This window comes from Streptomyces sp. NPDC052236, assembly GCF_044548015.1.
Classification (GTDB): domain Bacteria; phylum Actinomycetota; class Actinomycetes; order Streptomycetales; family Streptomycetaceae; genus Streptomyces.
Window position 1 is genome coordinate 1 of sequence record NZ_JBIUBL010000038.1, and the last position, 12,645, is coordinate 12,645.

Consider the following 12,645-nt stretch of genomic DNA (forward strand, 5'->3'; position numbering starts at 1 on the left):
CTCCTCGGCCAGCACCGACACGAGCTCTTCACGCCCCACCCGGGCCCGCTCGACCCGCTCCCGCGCGGCATCCACCTCCGCCTGAGCCTGCTCCAGAACCTCCGTCCAGGACTCCAGCTCCTGCCTCGCCCGCGCCTCACGCCGTTCCATCAACCCCAGCACCGACGGCATCGCACCCTCCTCGACCCACAACAAGCCGTCCGCTGCCTGCCCCTACCCCGTCGCGATCATGCCCCGCACACGAAGAAGCCCCTGCTCATCGAACAGGGACTCCCTTTGCCACAACGCACTAAGCAACGCGCGAGACCCCCACGTCTGCGCGATCAACTCTGGTCAAGCGCCCTTGTGCGGCTTCCGCCTGCCCGTCGATTTCTTGCCGGTGGGCTGCTTCGTTGCCGGGGCGGGCTTTTGCGTGGCGGCGGTGGTCTTCTTCGCGACCCGTTTCCTGGGCATCTCGTGGACGGTGGCGTGCTCACCGGTCTCCCCGCGTGCTGCTCGCGCTGCTTTCACGGACTCGTTCAGCGCGGCCATCAAGTCGAACACCGGCGCTTGTGGTGCCTGTCCCTGTGTTGCCGGGGCAGGTCGCTTGCCTTCGAGCTTGGCGTGGATGACCTCCTCAAGCGCCTCGGTGTAGTGGTCGGTGAGGCCGCTCAGGTCGTCGGCGGTCAGGGCGTCGGTCAGTTCCAGCGCGCTCTGGAGCTCGTCGTCGGGAACACTCCCTTGCGGCGGAGCGACGACGGAGGGCGAGCGGATCTCGTCGGCCGCCAAGAGCTGGTGGAGAACAAGAACGCCGTCTTTCACCCGCAGGAGCCCCAGCCGCTCACGGTCGCGGAGCGAGTACCGGGCGATCGCGGCTTTCGCATTGCGCTGCAGCGCCTTGACGATCAACGAATAGGGCCTGGCGGCAACAGCTCCATGGGCGGCCAAGTAGTACGCCTTGCCGATGCTGAGCGGGTCGATGCTCTACACAACAGGGTCGTGGCTGGAAAACATCAATCCCCTCGCCTGGGACGACACCGCGTGGATCGACACCGACGTCGGCCTTCAGGTCCACAGGGCTTGGGCAGAGAGGGCTGCACGCAGGTTCCTGGCTGATCCTGTTGCTGTGGCGATGGTGATGGAGCGCGTGGCCAGGTCGGCTGCCGTATCCCGGTCGCCGCAGGCCGCGTAGATGCGAGCGCTGGCGGTCAGCATCTCGGCTGAGCCACGGACCATCGCGGCCGGCCAGGCGGCGCGGGCTTCATCGAGTGCGCTCCTGCCCGTGCTGAGGAAGGACGTGTTCCGCTGGACGAGGCCGACCATGGCGTGGCCGACCCATTTCCCCAGTTCGGCAGGGCCCAGGTAGCCGATGTAGGGGGGTTTCTCGCCGTCATCGGCGCGCTCCAGCAGGCTCCAGGCGGTGCTGAGGTCGCTCTGCGAGGGGCGGGCGTGGCCCAGGCAGGCGTGGTGGTGGGCGCGTACGGCGTGCAGCCAGGACCGTACGGCGGGGTGGACCTTGGTGCCGCACAGGCCAAGGGCAGCTTCGGAGAGGGTGTGGGCGCGGCGTTAGTGGCCCTGGTCGGCGAGGATGCGGCTCATCTGCCCGATCAGGTAGGTGCAGGAGGACAGGTCGCTGGCTTGCCGGGCGTGGGCGGCGGCGTCGCGGTAGTGTGCGGCGGCGTTCTCGGACATGCCCAGGTCGTAGGTCAGGAATCCGACGAAGCCGCCGGTGTCGGCTGCCAGTGCCGCGATCTGCTGCCGCTCGGCCGGGCTTTTCGCGCTCGCGTGCCAGGCGAGGATCTGCTGGTGGTGGTCGACGGCCTGTGCGTAGACGGCACTTGCTCCGCGCAGGTTGTCCAGACGGCCGTGGGCGGCTCTCAGCGCGATATGGGCATCCATCAACTCCCGGCCGTCGGCGGCGGTACTGCCCGCGCCGAGGTTCGCGACCATGGCGGCGCCAACAGCGCCGGTGGTTTTGAGAAAGTCCCTGCGCCACACGTCGTCCCATTCCTGGAAGAGGGTGTCCGCGGCGCCGTCCGGAGCCGTTGCGGCTGCCTCCCCGCTCAAGCGCTGTCGTTGGGCATCGGCCAAGGACACCAGTCTGCCGCCCGCACCGAGTACGTTGTCCAGCCCCCTGGCGATCAGAGGTGTCGGGAATCGTCGCTCTCGTTCGAGGTCATGGATCGTGCTCTTGCCGCAGGAAGCCCGGCGTGCGAGTTCACGCAGCGTCAGGCTCCCTCTTAATCGCCGCAGTTCCGCGGCGAAGGTCTCCTCGCCGGCTTCTGGCATCACTACCTCCACGGCCCGTGCGCTTGTCCCCTTGTCCGCGGCTGCTGCGGACAGGCCCGCGCTGCTGTAACCAGCACACACCCCCAGACGTCGGCGCAGGCGGCGTTCGTCGTTTTGCGGACAAGTGCGGACAGCCGATACCTGCCCATGAGCCGTGTGCGTGGCCAGCATGGTGGTCACGGGCCATGAGGCGCCGGGATCCCACGGGCCTGTCCGGAGCCGTTCGAAGGAGGACTGGTTATGCCCAAGGTCGCGCTGCATGGCAGTCCAGGGGCCGGCAAGAGCACGTTCGCCACCCTGCTCGCACAGGAGGTGACGGCGGCCGGCGCCCACGCGCTGAGGCTCAAGCTGGGGGCTCCCCTGTATGAGTTGCAGGCCATCGTGTACGCGATGGCCGGGCGTCCTTTGCTGGATGGTGGTGATCAGGACGGCCAGTTGTTGAACACGCTGGGCTCCCATCTGCGGCGGATCAACCCGGACGCGCTCACCGAAGTGTTCACTCGGCGGGTGCGGCAGGCCGAGCAGATCAAACCGCAGGCCGTGCTGGTGTGCGACGACCTGCGGGCAGCGGACGTGGAAGCGGTCACCGGCCTGGGCTTCGACCTGGTGGAGATCACCGCGCCCAAGCCCCTTCGTATGGCGCGCAAGCGGGCCCGGGGCGACTTGTCTCCGGGAGACGAGGACCACCTCCCCGAGGTGCCGGTTGCGGCGGCATCGCGCTGGAGCGTGGACAACATCGGCAGCCTGAACGACCTGCGGGAGCGGGCGGCGCAGATCGCCGCGGAGATCCTCACATGATGCTGACCGGCACCGCGATCACGCTGCAGCGCGAGCGGGGCGCGCTGACGATCGAGCCGTTCACTGCCGCTCAGCTCAACCCGGTCTCCTACAACTACCGGCTCGGGCCCGTGCTGAAAACCCACCGTGCCGCAGTGATCGACACGCATGGCGTGCACGAGCTGGACGAGTTCGCCATCCCGGCCGGCGGCGCGGTCCTTCAGCCCGGCCGGGTGTATCTGGGCACCACGGTGGAGGAGATCGGCAGCACCCGGTTCGTGCCGTCGCTGATCGGCCGGTCCTCGCTGGGGCGTCTGGGGATGTTCCTGCAGTACAGCGCCGACCTGGGCAATGTCGGGGCCTGCCACCGCTGGACGCTGGAGATCAAGGTCGTCCAGCCCACCCGCGTCTACGCGGACATGGTCGTCGGCCAGGTGACCTTCTGGACCACGGCCGGAGCTGCCCGCGCCTACGAGGGGCACTTCGGGCGGATCAACGAAGCCACCCTCCCCCCGCCCGGTCTGCTGGCCTCCACTTCCTGACCATCCCACCGCGCCCACCGCATCCACCGCTTCAGAGAGGGAGGCTGCCGTGATCCTGACCGGATCGCAGATCGCACGTGAACGCGAGAGTAAGCGGCTGGTCCTGGACCCGTTCGACCCCGGACACATCCAACCGAACTCCTACGACCTCGCGCTCGGCCCCACACTGGTCCACTACACCGACCCCGTCCTGGACACCCGCCGGGAGAATCCGTATGTCCAGGTGCCGATTCCCGACGACGGCTTCGTACTTGAGCCGGACCGCATCTATCTCGGCTCCAGCGTCGAGGTCCTGGGCAGCAACCACCTGGTGCCGGTCATCCGCTCACGGTCCGGCGCCGCACGCCTGGGCCTGTTCGTCCACGTCACCGCCGACCTGATCGACATCGGCTCGATCGGCCAGACCACCTTCCAGCTGCACGCGGTCCAGCCACTGCGCGTGCACCGCGGTGACCGGCTGGCGCAGGTGACGTTCTGGCGCACACAAGGAAAGGTCACGCTGTACGACGGCAAGTACCAGGGCTCGACCGGCCCCCAGCCCTCCCAGATCCACCGCGACGCCGCGGGGGCGGAGCGGTGACCGGCCGCCTGGTGGCCGACCCGGCATCGCACTGCCCCGACCAGGCCGCCCGCACCGTGGTCGCCGCCGCGTTCGCCGCAATCAGCAGCCGCTACGTCTTGGCGCGCCACCAGATCGCCGCCGCGATCCTGGATGGCAACGGCGGTATCCATCTGGGCCTGCATGTCGACGCCATGGTCGGCCGGGCGGCGGTCTGCGCCGAGGCCGGCGCCCTGTCCGCGGCCCGCCTGGCCACCAGCGCCCCGCTCATTGCGGTGGCCGCCGTCCGCTACCCCAAGCCCACCGAAACCGCCCAAGCCCGCATCGTCCCACCGTGTGGCCTGTGCCGGGAGCTGCTGCTCGATCACGCCCCCGCCCTGCGCGCCGTCGTCCACGACGGCCCTGAGGCCAGGCTGGCGCCGATGGCCGACCTGCTCCCGCACAAGTACGTGGGCACCAAGTGGCCCACCGCTCCCACCCGCTCCTGACCACCCCGGGCCCGGGCAAGTGCCTGCCCGGCCGCTGCGCACCGCCTATCGCTATGGAGAGATGAACATGACTCAGACGGACTTCCGCACCCCCGGCCTGGATGCCCTGGCCAAGGAGATCATCCCCGAGGAGCACTTCGAGTTCTCGGCCGAAACGGCCCGCGACCTGTTCTTCAACGACACGCGGATGCTCGACGTCAAGCAGTGGGTCCACAACGCCTTTCGCACCAACCCGAAGTCGATGCTTGCGCACATGCTCGACAACCTCGCCCTCACCGGCACCGAGGACTTGCTGGACCTGGGCTGCGGTAACGGCTTCATTCTGGAGGACCTGCGGCCCCACCTCGCCGGCGGCAGCATCACCGGACTCGACATCGCCCCGGCCGTCCTGGCCGCCGCTCAGCAGCGTCTGCACGGCATCGCCACCCCGTGCCGGTGGATCGAGGGCAGCGCGGATGACCTGTCCATGCTCGGCGAGGACACCTTCGACCGCGTCATGGCCAACTACATGATCCATTACGTGCCCGATTTGGACCGGTGCTTCGCCGAGGTCCGCCGGGTTCTGCGCCCCGGAGGGATCTTCCAGCTCACTACCGACCGCACCGACAGCATGCTGGAGATGTACCAGGTCCACTTCACGGCCATGGAGGCGATGGGCGCGCCCCAGGACCTGTTCAAGGCGACCCCCAAGGGACGCCTGTCGCTCGCGAACGGCACTCCCCAGCTCCAGGGCCAATTCGAGCGCGTGGAGACCGTCGCCTGGCAGGACCAGCTGCGCTTCTCTGACCCCGGGCCGTTCATGCGGTTCTACGAGGTCGGCCACAACCACTGCTGCGCTTCCTCCGAGCCGGACCCTCGCCTGGACGAGGACTTCTTCCGCGAGCTGCGCGAGCGCGTCCGCACCCAGGTCCAGCAGGAGATCGACAGGAACGGGTACTTCGCGGTGACGAAGTACACCGGCTCCTTCCTGTGCCGGTGAAGGTGAGCGACAGGGCAGAGCGGCAGGCCGGTCATGGCACAGGTGCGGCCCGGCGCGTTGGTAGCGTCGGACCGTGCTGTGCCGGCCGGCGCGGCGTGCCGCTCGACCGAGAGAGACCTGATGCCCCCGACGATCCGCAGGGCAGTGATCCCCGCAGCCGGCCTGGGCTCCCGCCTGTTGCCGCTGACGAAGGCGATCCCCAAGGAGATGCTGCCCGTCGGCGACCAGCCGGTCATCGAGCACACCGTGCGCGAGCTGGTGGCATCGGGCATCACGGACATCACCATCGTCGTCTCCGGCGGCAAGTCCCTGATCCAGGACCACTTCCGGCCCAACCCCGCCCTGGTCGAGCAGCTGCGCGCCGATGGCAAGAGCGCCTTCGCCGACGCTGTGGAAGAGGTCGGAGAGCTCTCCCGGCACGGGCACATCACCTATCTCGACCAGCACGGCCCCTACGGCAACGGCACCCCGGTCCTCAACGCCGCCCGAAACTTCGGCGACGAGCCGATGCTGGTGCTGTGGCCCGACGATGTGTTCGTGGCCCCAGTGCCCCGTGCCCAGCAGCTGATCCGCGCCTACGAGGCCACCAATTCTCCGGTCCTTGCCCTGATGCCGCTGAACCCGGCCGACTCTTCGCGCTACGGCGTGCCCGTGGTCAAGGAGGACCTGGACGACGGTCTGCTGCGGATCACCGGCCTGGTCGAGAAACCCAAACCGCAGGACGCCCCCTCCGCGTACGCGGCGATCGGCGGCTACGTCATCACCCCAGGCATCATCGACGTGCTGCGCGAGCAGACCCAGCGCTGGTACAAGGACCGCACCGGCGAGATCTACCTCACCGACGCTATCAACGAATACGCGACCGGCCGCGCCGTGTACGGGCAGGTCATCCAGGGCCGCTGGTACGACACCGGCAACCCGGCCGACTACCTGATCGCCCAGTTCGCCTCCGCCCTGGCCCACCCCGAGTACGGGCCGATCCTGCGCAAGCTCACCCGCGACCTCGACGCCGACCACCTTGGCCCCGGTAGCGACACCCATATGACCTGATCCGCCGCTCCCTCCTTTTGGGCCGCCCGGTCCGGCGAGCGGCCGGCCCCAAGGGGAGAGACTCCATGCCCACGCGCGTCTTCGAACCCGTCATCGACCAGCACGACACCTGGCTCGCGGTCAACCCTGTCCAGGGCTGCCCCAAAGGCTGCACCTACTGCTACCTGCAGGACCTGGGCCTCACCCGTACCAAGCCGACCGTCCTGGCCACCCCCACGGACACGCTGAACCAGCTCCTGGCCAGCCCCTACTACCATCCCGACCTGGTGCTGGCCCTCTACACCTGCACCGACGCCCTGGCCACGCCCACCACCCGCGCCCACCTGATGGCCCTGCTCGACGCCCTCAGCGCCTCGGACATCCGTAACCCGGTGTGCCTGATCACCAAATGCCCCATTCCCGACACCGTGGTCGCCTGCATCAGCCGCAACCGGGACGCGGGCCTGCCGGTCATCGTCTACCTCAGCTACTCCGGTCTTGGCCCGGACATCGAGCGGGGCATCGACCACCAGGCGCTGCGCGCCAACTTCCCCCGCCTCCACCACGCCCGCATCCCCGTAGTCCACTACTGGAGGCCCGCCCTCCCCCAGAACAGCAGCCCCGACGTCATCGAGCACGTCATGGACTGGGCGTCCCGGTACGCGGCCTGCACCGTCGCGGTGGGAACCAAGGTCAAACCCACCGCGCGGGACCAGATCGCCGCCCTGTGGCCGCAACTGGCCGACCCGCACCTGGACCCGCAGGCCGCCGACTCCCTGTGGCCACGGGCCACCTGGGACTGGCTGCACCACCTGCCCGACCGCTACGCCGGCCACCCGGTCTTCCAGACCAACAGCTGCGCCCTGGCCTACCTGCTCGGCCGCGCCGACCGGGCCGGCGTCTGGAACACCCCCACCTGCCTGGACGCCAACCGCTGCCCCACGGTGCAGCGCGACCGCTGCCGGCGCGCCGTGCCCGAGCGACGTGCGGTGACTGAGATCGACATCGACCAGTACCTCACCAAGATCGGCCACCCGAACCTGCCGTACACGCTCAACCGCGACACCCGCACCGTGGTCCTTGGCCGGCCGGTGCCGCTGCGCGACCGCCACAACCTCGCCCAGGTCCTCGCCGTCACCGTCCGCTCGCCCCAGGACCCGGCCGAGCGCTACTGGCCCGGCCGCCTCTCCGGCGCACAGCCCCTGATCATCGACCCGCCGCGCCCGTAGAACCCTGCCTGCCACCGACCACTGACCCCAGGGGGATTGTCATGTCACTCACCATGGACACCGCCGTGCTGTTCTGGCCGCGCGGCGGCAGCGCCCAAGTCATCCGCTACCTCCTGCGCGAACTGGGCGCCCGCGGCTGGAGCACCCGCCTGCACGCAGGTTCCCTCGGCAGCGCCGGGGAGCCCTCGCACGCCCCCAGCTTCTACCAGGGCCTGGACCTGCGTCCCTACGACTACAACGACGCCTTCACCGCCTTCACCCGCGGCCAAAACCCCCAACGCGCCGCGCTGCCCTTCCACCCCTCCTACGAAGACCGGGGAGACTGCCCAGACCCGCTGTTCAGCGCCGTCCCGCCCCAGGACGCCGACCAGCTCACCCGCGCCTGGACCCGGCACCTGGCCGCCCACCGCAGCGCCGATCCCGGCCTTCTGCACCTGCACCACCTCAGCCACCTGCAGACCAGCGCCCACACGGCCTACCCCGCTACCCCGCGGGTCACCACCCTGCACGGCACCGAACTCAAACTCATCGACGCGATGGACCGCCGCCTGCGCCTCGCCCAACGCACCGGCACCTCCCTGCGCGACCTCGCCCGCCTCCTGCATTCCGACAACCCGCACCGCACCACCGAAGCGATCCGCCTGGCAAAGACCGCCGACCTCGACCACGACGACACCCAACTGCTCACGGCCACCGCCTGGCAGAAATGGGCCCACTCCCGCTACTGGCTCACCCGCCTGCGCCAAGCCGCCGCCCACGCCGGACAGATCGTCGTCGTCTCGAAGCACGACCAGCACCTCGCCCAGCGCCTGCTCCACCTCGACAACGAGCCCCCCGTCATCGCCAACGGCGTCGACACCCACACCTTCCAGCCCCAGCCACTCGCCCCCGCCGACCGCCTGCGGCACCTGCGCCACTGGCTCCTCACCGACCCCCACGGCTGGGGCCCAGACGGCGTGCCGGGCAGCATCCACTACACCGACGCCGACCTGCGCCGCCTCCACGACCGCCAGGGCCGCCTGCGGCCCCTGTTGCTGTGGGTCGGCCGCTTCCTCCACTTCAAGCGCATCCCCGTGCTGCTGCACGCCTTCGCCGCCGCCCGCACCCGCCTCGACCCCGCCCCCGTCCTGCTCATGTGGGGCGGCTACCCCGGCGAATGCGAAGGCGCCCACCCCGCCGCACTCGCCGCCGAACTCGGCATCGGCGACGACGTGTTCTTCGCCGGCTGGCGCGGCCACGACGAACTGCCCACCGGACTGAACTGCGCCGACCTCATGATTGCCCCAGCCGTCGATGAGCCCTTCGGCATGGTCTACCTGGAAGCCATGGCCTGCGGCACCCCACCCATCGCCACCGCCACCGGCGGACCCGCCCGCACCATCATCCCCACCGGCCCCAACGCCACCGGCTGGCTCGTCGCCCCCGACAACGCCGACGACCTCGCCGACACCCTCGTGGCCGCCGTCCTCAACGCCCATGAGCGAAAACGCCGCAGCGCCAACGGCCGCGCCCACATCCAGAACACCTACAGCTGGACCCGCACCGCCGACCGCTACCTCGCCATCTACGACAACCTCCACCAGCGTTAACCACCGCGCCAGGCCACGCCCTCCCACCGAAAGGCCACGCCCATGCCCGCCAGCATCGACGGCGTACTCCTCGACATGAACGGCCTCTTCCGGCACTGGCACAACACCGGCGCCCACACCAGCGAACAACTCGCCGGCCTGCCCCACGGCACCATCGCCCGCTACGCCTACCACCACCCCGCCTACCGCCTGGCCCGCGTCGGCATCCTCACCGACCAGCAATGGGCCGACGACGTCACCGAACGCCTGGCCAACGACTACGGCCCCGCCATCCGCGACGCCCTCGGCCCCTGGCGGGCCGACCGCGGCGAAGCCGATCCCGAAATGACCGACCTGCTCACCCAGCTACGCCGACACCTGCCCGTCGGCGTCCTGTCCAACTGCACCGACGCCCTCCACACCGACCTGCAACACCACCGCATCGAATTCGATCACGTCTTCCCCTCGGCACACCTCGGCGTCGACAAACCATCCCCCCACGCCTTCCGGGCCGCCGCCGACCACATGGGCATCCCCACCCACGCCCTGGCCTACTTCGACGACGAACCCACCTTCGTCCAGGCCGCACAATCCGTCGGCATGCAAGCCCAACTGTTCACCGGAGCACCCCAATTCGCCGCCCACCTGCGCCGCTACGGCCTGCCGGTGGCCATCCGCCACGAGGCCAGTGGAGCCCGCCGCCCACACCGCGACGAGCGGCGGCCATTGGCCTTGCGGCGGCTCCCGAGCCAGCACGGCTGTTGAGACCCGTACCTCGAAATTGGTGCAGCCGACGGTGTCGCGGGGTATTTCGTCTTCGCGGTATCTGTCGACAGTCCCCAGCTTCGCCAACGGCGGTGACCCAGGTCAGCGACGCTGCGGTGAGGCGGGGTCTGAAAGTGCGTTGATGAGAGAACGGCAGAGGATCCGCGCACCACGCGTCCGCACTCGGCACACCCTCGCACCCGCCGTCCAACGGCTGCGCATGTCGGGCAGACTCCTACACCCGGCCCTGCCAACCGCACGCTCCGCCGAGCGCGGCCCCGGCCGTGACGCGCTGGCCTGTTGCATCGGCTGCAATCCGAAGACCCGTCCACGGCATGCTGTTCACCTGAGCAGGCCACCCCAGTTCCTCGTAGGAGCGAGGCACGCGCTGACTGCGCACCCGCATGAATTCCACCTGTGCCACGGGGATCCCCACGGCCCGGCCACGTCCGTCCCCGACGAAGCGCACCATCAGGTCACACCCGAAGGGACTGTCCAGCGGAGCGACGAGCACCCCGCCCGGCCTGAGCTGGCGCAGCCACGCGGCCGGGACCTGCCGAACCGATGCAGTACTCAAGATCCGGTCGTAGGGGGCGCCGTCGGCGTGTCCGCGCTCACCGTCCCCCGTGACGACGTGAGGATCCATCCCCAGAGCACGCAAGCAGGCTCGCGCACGAGCAGCGAGCCCGGCGTCGATCTCCACCGTGATCACTTTGGCGGATCCGCTGCGGCAGACGAGTAACGCCGTCGTGTAGCCGGTCCCCGTGCCTATCTCAAGGATGCTGTCACCGGGCTCAGGGTCCAGGTGCCGGATCAGTTCGACGATGACACCGGGCGAGGAGATGCTGGAGGTGAACGCCCCCTTCGCCGGGCCGGTGGCAGACACGGCGCCGTCATCGATTTGCGTGATCAGCGCGGCCCCGGGCCGATAAGCCGCCTTCAGCCAGGCCCACGGCTTTTCCGCCCGGTCGATCAACGGGTAGCGACCGTCCTCGCCCGGAGCCGGCCACCACACCTTGTCCGGCACGAAGTGCTCTCGTGGCACGTCCAGAAATGCCTCACGCAGCCACGAACAATCAGCGAACCCACGCGGGTTCCGGCTCATCTCCTGAGCACAGCGCTCTCTCAAGCTCCTCGCGGTCACCACCATCGGGCGGTCTTCCTCAGTCTTCCTCAGGAGAATCGTCAGGCTCCGGCATGGGGTTACCCGGATCCCCTGGGCTGGAGTACGGCCCGCCCACCTGTCCGTCTCCCGACTGCCGATCGTCCCCAGCCATCACAGTCCCTCCGAACCTGGCAGCCACACCGCCTCACTGTTCATCACGATAGGCAACTGCCAGCTCACCCGCCCACCCTTCCAGACATTGACCACAATGGCTTGGCGTGCTGCCCGGCGCCACAGCACCCTCCCCTCGGCGTCGCCACTCCTGTCCCACCCGTCACGGTTTTCGACCTCTTCGAATGATGGGCCCCTGCCAGACCTGTTAGGCCCAACAGGTCTGACAGGGGCCCGCGTCATTTGACACCAAGTGGTTCGGCGCCTGGCCCGAGGACATCACGGACCTCAAGGACTGGTCGTCGGCGGTCGGCCACTGGAGCACCGGTGCCGGCGTTTTCGCCTCGTTCGCCGGCCTCGTGGCGCTGTTCCCGCCGGCCGCGCCGATCGCGGGTCCGATCGTTTGGGGGGCGGGACTCACCTCCTGAGGCCTGCAAGGAGTGAGTGCTGGCCTGGCGTGCTGGGGATACGGCTGGGACAGCAAGGAGTTCCATTCCGCTCTCGGCCTCTTCGTGCTCGGCGGAAGCTTCATCGGCAAGTCGAAGCTGACGCGGAGCATGCTCCGCAGAGCAGGCATCGACGAGAGGGTCATCGGTGAGAAGATCGTGGACTTGGGCTACGACGTCACGACTACCGTGATCGGCATCTTCACCTGGTAAGCAGCCCGCGCAGACGCGCAGACGCGCAGACGCGTGGACGGGGCGAGTCGCAGGCTTGCCCCATCCACGCGGTTCCGCAGCACCTAGGGAGTCTTCCGTGTTCAGTTTCTGGTCCTCCACCACTGGTTGGTGGATCGCGGCTGCCGCGGTGGCCATCGTGCTCGGCGCGGTCATGCAGTTCTGGGCGACGACGAGGAAGTGGAAGGTGTACCTCGCGACAGCCCCCGGCTTGGCCGGCGGCCTTTCGGCGGTCGGGGACACCGCGATGCGGGGCGAGGGTGTGCAGACGGCGCTGCAGCTCTACACCGTCACAATGCTGGGCCTGCTGATGGCCATGGCCATCTTCACCAAGTACATCCGACGCCAGGTGGCCCTGGTCCGCGCCGGCGGAACGATGGAGCGCGCGACGCCCAAGCACGTCATGGTCTTCCTGGGCACCTGCTTCGCCGTCACCCTCTTGACGGCCGCCGCGCTCGGCACACTCCTCGATATCTGACGGAGCGTCC

The 12,645-nt window shown here is 69.1% G+C and carries 15 protein-coding genes; 12 read left to right on the forward strand and 3 right to left on the reverse strand.

The genetic code is table 11. The features are described 5' to 3' along the window. Positions 1–333 precede the first annotated feature (333 nt). Positions 334–927 carry a Ku protein gene (locus tag ACIHCQ_RS39630; RefSeq protein ID WP_399673638.1) on the reverse strand — a complete coding sequence of 198 codons (594 nt, stop codon included), beginning with the start codon at positions 925–927 and terminating at the stop codon, positions 334–336. 10 nt (positions 928–937) lie between these two features. Between ACIHCQ_RS39630 and ACIHCQ_RS39635 the strand changes: the two genes are divergently transcribed. Beyond that, positions 938–1,171, forward strand: coding sequence for a hypothetical protein (locus ACIHCQ_RS39635; protein WP_399673640.1), 234 nt, complete (start codon positions 938–940; stop codon positions 1,169–1,171). Positions 1,172–1,545: 374 nt separating this feature from the next. Here ACIHCQ_RS39635 and ACIHCQ_RS39640 read toward each other — a convergent pair whose 3' ends face one another. Then, positions 1,546–2,268: a helix-turn-helix domain-containing protein gene (locus tag ACIHCQ_RS39640; protein ID WP_399673642.1), complete on the reverse strand. Its 723-nt coding sequence runs from the start codon at positions 2,266–2,268 to the stop codon at positions 1,546–1,548. 240 nt (positions 2,269–2,508) lie between these two features. Between ACIHCQ_RS39640 and ACIHCQ_RS39645 the strand changes: the two genes are divergently transcribed. From ACIHCQ_RS39645 to ACIHCQ_RS39685, 9 genes are all read left to right on the forward strand, one after another. Then, entirely contained in the window at positions 2,509–3,066 is a 558-nt protein-coding gene (locus tag ACIHCQ_RS39645; RefSeq protein WP_399673644.1) for a hypothetical protein, read from the forward strand. Beyond that, positions 3,063–3,587, forward strand: coding sequence for a dCTP deaminase domain-containing protein (locus tag ACIHCQ_RS39650; protein WP_399673646.1), 525 nt, complete (start codon positions 3,063–3,065; stop codon positions 3,585–3,587). The genes ACIHCQ_RS39645 and ACIHCQ_RS39650 overlap by 4 nt, the downstream gene beginning before the upstream one ends. A 49-nt stretch (positions 3,588–3,636) precedes the next feature. Further along, positions 3,637–4,167 (forward strand): dCTP deaminase, encoded by a 531-nt coding sequence (gene dcd, locus ACIHCQ_RS39655; RefSeq protein WP_399673648.1) that lies wholly within the window; start codon positions 3,637–3,639, stop codon positions 4,165–4,167. Further along, complete coding sequence (locus ACIHCQ_RS39660; RefSeq protein WP_399673650.1) at positions 4,164–4,634, forward strand: hypothetical protein; 471 nt, start codon at positions 4,164–4,166, stop codon at positions 4,632–4,634. The genes dcd and ACIHCQ_RS39660 overlap by 4 nt, the downstream gene beginning before the upstream one ends. Positions 4,635–4,701: 67 nt before the next feature. Next, on the forward strand, positions 4,702–5,613 hold the full coding sequence (locus ACIHCQ_RS39665) for a class I SAM-dependent methyltransferase (protein ID WP_399673653.1): 912 nt from the start codon (positions 4,702–4,704) through the stop codon (positions 5,611–5,613). Positions 5,614–5,733: 120 nt separating this feature from the next. Next, positions 5,734–6,663, forward strand: a complete 930-nt coding sequence (locus ACIHCQ_RS39670) for a UTP--glucose-1-phosphate uridylyltransferase (protein ID WP_399673655.1) — start codon at positions 5,734–5,736, stop codon at positions 6,661–6,663. Between the two features lie 65 nt (positions 6,664–6,728). Beyond that, complete coding sequence (locus ACIHCQ_RS39675; protein WP_399673657.1) at positions 6,729–7,871, forward strand: hypothetical protein; 1,143 nt, start codon at positions 6,729–6,731, stop codon at positions 7,869–7,871. Positions 7,872–7,912: 41 nt separating this feature from the next. After that, positions 7,913–9,460: a glycosyltransferase family 4 protein gene (locus ACIHCQ_RS39680; protein ID WP_399673659.1), complete on the forward strand. Its 1,548-nt coding sequence runs from the start codon at positions 7,913–7,915 to the stop codon at positions 9,458–9,460. A gap of 42 nt (positions 9,461–9,502) precedes the next feature. After that, positions 9,503–10,204 (forward strand): HAD-IA family hydrolase, encoded by a 702-nt coding sequence (locus ACIHCQ_RS39685; RefSeq protein WP_399673661.1) that lies wholly within the window; start codon positions 9,503–9,505, stop codon positions 10,202–10,204. Positions 10,205–10,439: 235 nt separating this feature from the next. On the opposite strand, the gene ACIHCQ_RS39690 is transcribed toward ACIHCQ_RS39685, so the two are convergent. Continuing rightward, a complete protein-coding gene (locus tag ACIHCQ_RS39690) occupies positions 10,440–11,309 on the reverse strand; it encodes a methyltransferase domain-containing protein (RefSeq protein WP_399673663.1) in 870 nt (289 codons plus the stop codon). A 611-nt stretch (positions 11,310–11,920) separates the two neighbouring features. On the opposite strand from ACIHCQ_RS39690, the gene ACIHCQ_RS39695 reads away from it, so the two are divergent. Then, positions 11,921–12,139 carry a hypothetical protein gene (locus tag ACIHCQ_RS39695; protein ID WP_399673665.1) on the forward strand — a complete coding sequence of 73 codons (219 nt, stop codon included), beginning with the start codon at positions 11,921–11,923 and terminating at the stop codon, positions 12,137–12,139. Positions 12,140–12,236: 97 nt separating this feature from the next. Then, positions 12,237–12,635, forward strand: coding sequence for a hypothetical protein (locus ACIHCQ_RS39700; RefSeq protein ID WP_399673667.1), 399 nt, complete (start codon positions 12,237–12,239; stop codon positions 12,633–12,635). Positions 12,636–12,645: the final 10 nt, after the last annotated feature.

What these genes read in the sequence shown, in the direction of transcription:
- ACIHCQ_RS39650 (WP_399673646.1), top strand. Translation starts at nt 3,063, where the DNA reads ATGATGCTGACCGGCACCGCGATCACGCTGCAGCGCGAGCGGGGCGCG.
- ACIHCQ_RS39685 (WP_399673661.1), top strand. Translation starts at nt 9,503, where the DNA reads ATGCCCGCCAGCATCGACGGCGTACTCCTCGACATGAACGGCCTCTTC.
- ACIHCQ_RS39675 (WP_399673657.1), top strand. Translation starts at nt 6,729, where the DNA reads ATGCCCACGCGCGTCTTCGAACCCGTCATCGACCAGCACGACACCTGG.
- ACIHCQ_RS39645 (WP_399673644.1), top strand. Translation starts at nt 2,509, where the DNA reads ATGCCCAAGGTCGCGCTGCATGGCAGTCCAGGGGCCGGCAAGAGCACG.
- ACIHCQ_RS39690 (WP_399673663.1), bottom strand. Translation starts at nt 11,309, where the DNA reads ATGAGCCGGAACCCGCGTGGGTTCGCTGATTGTTCGTGGCTGCGTGAG.
- ACIHCQ_RS39640 (WP_399673642.1), bottom strand. Translation starts at nt 2,268, where the DNA reads ATGCCAGAAGCCGGCGAGGAGACCTTCGCCGCGGAACTGCGGCGATTA.
- ACIHCQ_RS39680 (WP_399673659.1), top strand. Translation starts at nt 7,913, where the DNA reads ATGTCACTCACCATGGACACCGCCGTGCTGTTCTGGCCGCGCGGCGGC.
- ACIHCQ_RS39670 (WP_399673655.1), top strand. Translation starts at nt 5,734, where the DNA reads ATGCCCCCGACGATCCGCAGGGCAGTGATCCCCGCAGCCGGCCTGGGC.
- ACIHCQ_RS39665 (WP_399673653.1), top strand. Translation starts at nt 4,702, where the DNA reads ATGACTCAGACGGACTTCCGCACCCCCGGCCTGGATGCCCTGGCCAAG.